Annotated in this window: 5 protein-coding genes; 1 reads left to right on the plus strand and 4 read right to left on the minus strand. The window is 41.4% G+C overall.

Features of this window, described 5'->3' with window-relative positions; translation table 11 throughout:
- The 4 genes from NZ896_03370 to NZ896_03385 all read right to left on the minus strand — a co-directional run.
- Window positions 1–835, minus strand: an 835-nt coding sequence (locus NZ896_03370) for an MmgE/PrpD family protein (GenBank protein MCS7116491.1), incomplete at its 3' end; no start/stop codon positions are given.
- Between the two features lie 401 nt (window positions 836–1,236).
- Window positions 1,237–2,649 (minus strand): AAA family ATPase, encoded by a 1,413-nt coding sequence (locus tag NZ896_03375; protein ID MCS7116492.1) that lies wholly within the window; start codon window positions 2,647–2,649, stop codon window positions 1,237–1,239.
- A gap of 39 nt (window positions 2,650–2,688) precedes the next feature.
- On the minus strand, window positions 2,689–4,131 hold the full coding sequence (locus NZ896_03380; protein ID MCS7116493.1) for a hypothetical protein: 1,443 nt from the start codon (window positions 4,129–4,131) through the stop codon (window positions 2,689–2,691).
- On the minus strand, window positions 4,118–4,501 hold the full coding sequence (locus NZ896_03385; protein MCS7116494.1) for a hypothetical protein: 384 nt from the start codon (window positions 4,499–4,501) through the stop codon (window positions 4,118–4,120). Before NZ896_03385 ends, NZ896_03380 begins: the two co-directional genes overlap by 14 nt.
- A 353-nt stretch (window positions 4,502–4,854) precedes the next feature.
- Here NZ896_03385 and NZ896_03390 point away from each other — a divergent pair.
- Window positions 4,855–5,213 (plus strand): DEAD/DEAH box helicase (locus NZ896_03390; protein ID MCS7116495.1); only part of this gene is annotated, 359 nt, incomplete at its 3' end.

The following is a 5,213-nucleotide window of genomic DNA, read 5'->3' on the forward strand; positions in this document are numbered from 1 at the left end:
CAGCACTTTGTGAATGGTACTCAGAAGGGTAGTATTTGATGGAGGTTTCGAGGATCTTAAAGTTTCCACCTCTACCCCCAAACCCCTCTACATCTATACTTACAGGTCCTGATACAAGTCTAAAGAAACCTTCTTCACCTTCAAATATCGGTGCTGGTCCCGTCATACCTTCTCTTGCAAGCATACAAGCAAATACCGCATTCCTTGCAGCATTCGAGAAGGCACAGGCCTTCCACATCGATATTTGACCACATCGTGTTTGTCTCATAGCAATACTCGCTATAAGAGATAAACTTAAAGCGTGAGCAGCCTCCTCTACCGATAGATTCATGAGTTTCGCAGCAGCTAAGCTACTTGAGACACCCCCGTAAGTTACATGGTCCCAACCTTTCACCCTTATCGCAAGAGCATCACAAAGTCTACACTGTATTTCATAAGCTACAATGGCAGCAGTAATTATATCTAAGCCCGTAGCTTCTTCAGCCTCTCCTACAGCTATTACAGCAGATAAGTTATCACTCGGATGGCCTGGATCTCTAGATAGGTAAGTATCATTGTAATCCAAGTAGCGTATCATCGCACCATTTACGAATGTAGCTAGATCTACAGATGTCTTTACACTGGTTCCAAAGATTGTTGCAGAGTAGCTACTATTTACACGCTCAGCAACCTTCTTAGAAATCTTAACAGGCTCGGCATCAAAAGCACCAATCGCACACCCCAGTGTATCTATAAACCTTCGCTTAGCTTCGTGAATCACAACATTCGGTATATCTTTATGAGTTAAAGAGAGTGCATACTCGCTTAATTTCGTAGCTAAATCGATAGTCGCCATACCATGAACTAATCACCCTCTAAATATAAATTTAAAATCTAAGGCTGTCTCGTAAATTAAGTGTACATAAGAGGCTGAAGGCTCGATCAAGGTGAAAATAGTAACATTACTTAACGGTAGATACCCTTCTGATTTTAAAGTTAAAAGATAAAGATCGAGTCTAGAGATGTTTTTAGTTCAGGCCCAAAGTTTCTTTAATATTAGCAATTGGATTGATGATTTCAATGTAGTTGAATCTTTATGGTTAAGGAAGAGCGGAATAATTGAAATTATTGAAATCGATCGAATAAAATATGTTAAATGTGGAAAAATTGTAAATTTTAAAAATTCTATTCTAATGGGTTCTTTCATTTTACTCCTATGTAGCATATCTTCTATAGGGTTTTTAGTGAAGCAAAAATCTATAATACTGGTGTTAACTTGATCTCTGTCTCTTCGTTTGTATGAAGTTCGACATTTAGTAGCGGGGTCTTTGGCTTTATTCCTTGAAGGAAGATCGCACCACAGATCTCTCTCATAATTATATGTGTAGTAGCTAAAGACCTTAAGGAGTCGCTTATTGCACACTCTGGCCTAACGATATTTAACCTTACATCACCAAGATTCTTTATCTTCGCCAGATCTTCGCCCAGAACCTTCAGAATTTCGTTCAACCCGTAGACATATTCCAACGTGTCAAAACCGACGACTGTGAGGACTGGCTTACCGCTCTTCATCCTAAAGTCTGAAATTACATTCCAGAAGCGCATCATATCTTCCTTCAACGACCTCCCTTCAAAGAGGATCACATATGGCTCGACCTTTTCAGTAAGGGTCGCTTTGAAGTCTACGATCTTAAGGTTGCACTTTAAGGTTTCTTCGTCAACGAATGGTTCCAACGATCTCCAAACTGTTAATGCGCTTAAACCTTGGGGTGGAAGAATAACAACACATGTGCCCTGGTTTAATGCGTTTGAGACGGTCACTCGGAATAATCGCTCGGGCGGTAAGGTTACATCCATCCCAACCTCTAAGAGATTGTAAGACCCACTTCTAAACATCATGCCCATCGTTCTGTCTAGGTTTGTAATACCTGAGGAATAGTGATCCTTGCCGTGAGGGATGATCTTAAATCTCTTTGTCGGTTCAGCAAACCCTCCCATACTTATTGGCTGGAAGGCTTTGAAGCCATCTTTCAATGTGAAGGCTAATTGTGGTTGCTGTACCTCCGTTCCTCGCGCCTTGAGTATCTTTAAGTATCTTAGGAGCGCCCCATTAACCTCGACCTTAGAAAGGTGGATTATGAAGTCAGATAGGAACTCTACCGGTTCAAAGGTTTCTTTAGCGCTCATCTTCTCAATTATTAGCATAGTTGTACAACCCATTTCTCTAACGATCTTACTTAGAATCATATGCGCAAGTATACGCACATCGTGAGCTTTCCCTATGGCTTGTGACATTACCGAGAAAGAGTCTATGACGAGCATGCTCGCACCGATCTTAGTAATTTCGTGTAGTATATGCTCAATGATGGTCGGGAGGGCTTGCCCTTTAACTGTAACCATCTCCACAAACTTTAACTTCCCCTTACGCTCCAACCTTTCAAAGTCTAAGCCCAGACTATTCATATTCGCAACAAAGTTTTTGTACCCTTCAATAAAACTCACATATAAGCCACATTTGTCAAACTTTTCAGCATTATTATAAATCCAATTGGTAGCGAAAATGGTCTTGCCCGAGCCCGGCGGACCTGTGATGGATATAAGACTACCAGTCTGGAAGCCGCCGTTAAGAATAAGGTCAAGTGTAGTGCTTCCAGTAGATATACGGTTCATATAAAATTAACACCATATTGGATATCATAAATTAAATAATTAAAGTATCGGTGTCAGCTTCGGCATGGGATAACCTTCTGACACATCCATTTCTACTACGTAAAGATTTGTTCTAGGCTTTATAGCATAGAGAATTACAATTCCATACTTTCGTGTGATCTTTAAGTGTGTGTCTACTGCCGCACCGAGAATCTTTGCTAGCTTCGGATACCCTGGCTTAAGTAATAATACACTTAAATCTCCAAGCTCTCTTACCTTCGTAATATAGCTTTTTATGAGCGAGGTAGCCTTCTTCGCACCATATATATCCGCGAGCATATCTATTCCAGTGATATGAAGTATCGGTTGATTTGTACTTTCTCTAAGCTCCTTTTCAACCTCTAGGTACTTAACGTAATCCTCTAAGAGATCCCCGCCCTTAAATGTTACCATATAGGGCTCCAATTTAAGTTCGGGAGTAGTTTTGACACACACTCTTAAGAGCTTATTAATCTCATCCCTAGTGAAACCTGCCTCTTCAACTTTCATCCTTACAGTATTATGATCCACACCAGCTGAAGGGAGTACTATTATACCTCTTCCATGGGCACCAAAATTCCATACTGTTGGAGACAAGATCAACTGGTACTGTAATATTGACACATACTCATCGATCTCAAATAGAACTGCTGAACCTCTTGGATAACCTCCTCCAAGTACTTTATCGAGACTTGGTGAACCTGTTGAGAAGTATCTCTCCGTATCTGGCTGAGGTTGAAATCTTCGTGGCTTATCGATCTGCTTAGGTTTAAATGAATGGAAGGTCTTGAACCCATCCATAAGTGTGAATATTAACCGTGCTTCAGGGGTAGGAACACCTCTCATTTTAAGTATCTCTAGCTCCCTCAAGAACCTCCCACCTTCAAACTCACTTCTTCTAAGCAGAATGATACCGTCAGCGATGAACTCCTCTATACCAAGCCCCATCCTATTCTCACCATACGGAACCTCCACTACCAGGATGGTCGTACAACCCAAGAGTTTAGTAACCTTATTCAAAATCGTATGCAGAACGATCCTAACTTCATGGACATCCTTAAATGCCTGTGCTATGGCTGAAATAGAATCTATGACGAGGCACGTAGCCCCGAATTCGCTCAACTCCTTTAGTATCGTCTCCATTACTACTGAGGCGCTCTCTTCCTTCACTGTCACCAGGTCGAGAAAGCGGAACTTATTTATCTTTTCAAGCTGCTCAAAATCGAAGCCAAGGGATCGCATATTGGTAAGAAATGTCTCTTTATCCTCGGCGAAGCTAACGTATACACCTTTCTCACCATGTTTAACTATACGATTATAGAGGGATGTCGCCGAAAAAATCGTCTTACCAGTCCCCGGGTTCCCTGCCACTATCATTAAGCTGCCCCTTAGGAAACCTCCGCTAATGACTTCATCTAAACTATCTATCCCGCTCGAAACCCTCCCGATCCTACTCGCCCTCACTCACACCTTCCCCCTTCTTATATAATTCAGCTATCTTCGCCAAAAATGAACGTATCTCTTCAACTGAGTGCTGATCACCACTGCGCATAAGATCCAAAAAGTGTTCAGGGTTCATATTCAAATCGAACTTTTCATTAATCTTTGTCACCAAAAAGTTAATTAAAACTTTAGCACCAATCCCAAAAATCCTCTCCATCTCACGGTAAACGGCTCCGGGATCTTCCCAGAAGACTTCTGATGGATCGCGCCCTAAATTCTTACGTAGAAGGAATAAAACCGCTTCTCCCGAAGCCTCACCAAGTAAAGATTGAAGCGTCCGCTTACAAATCTCACGAAAAACCTCAATGATATAATGAACATCAATCGACATGATGTATATATATTATTGATGAATGAATATAAATATACTGTTATAGACAAGGTAAAGATAGTGCGATGAACCGCTGTAGTAAATCACAAATGTGTACTTAATGTGCAATTAAAGTAAAAGTATCAGTTAAAGCGGACTAAAAAGGCTTATCTACTATTCTCTGATAAAGTTTAACAGAACCATAGTGCAGATATCTTTAGCCATTGCGCTTTATAGGTTGTGTAAAGAATCAAACTATGTAACTAAAGAGAAGGTTGGATCGATCTCAGTGAGCATATATGGTAGAGGCATCTGTTGATATCTTTTCTCAATTCGCAAGCCCCATTCGTAAGGCGATTTATGATCGTGGCTTTTTGTCATTCACGGAGCCTCAGATTAAAGCCATACCTCTAATCATGAGTGGCAAAAATCTTTTACTCATCGCACCGACTGGGACTGGAAAGACCGAGGCTGCCTTCTTACCTATTTTAAATGCGCTTTATACGATGGAGGAGAAGGTTAGAGGGATCAAGGTCCTCTACATTACCCCTCTGAGGGCCTTAAATCGGGATCTGCTGGAGAGGTTGGAGTGGTGGTGCAAACGTTTAGATCTAAGGTTAGCGGTCCGGCATGGGGATACCGAGGTTAAGGAGAGGGGGAAGCAGGCTTTAGTACCGCCAGATATCCTAATTACTACACCAGAAACCCTTCAGGTGATCCTCGTAGGTAAAGT

It is taken from the genome of Nitrososphaerales archaeon, from assembly GCA_025058425.1.
In the GTDB taxonomy this organism is placed as follows: domain Archaea; phylum Thermoproteota; class Nitrososphaeria; order Nitrososphaerales; family JANXEG01; genus JANXEG01.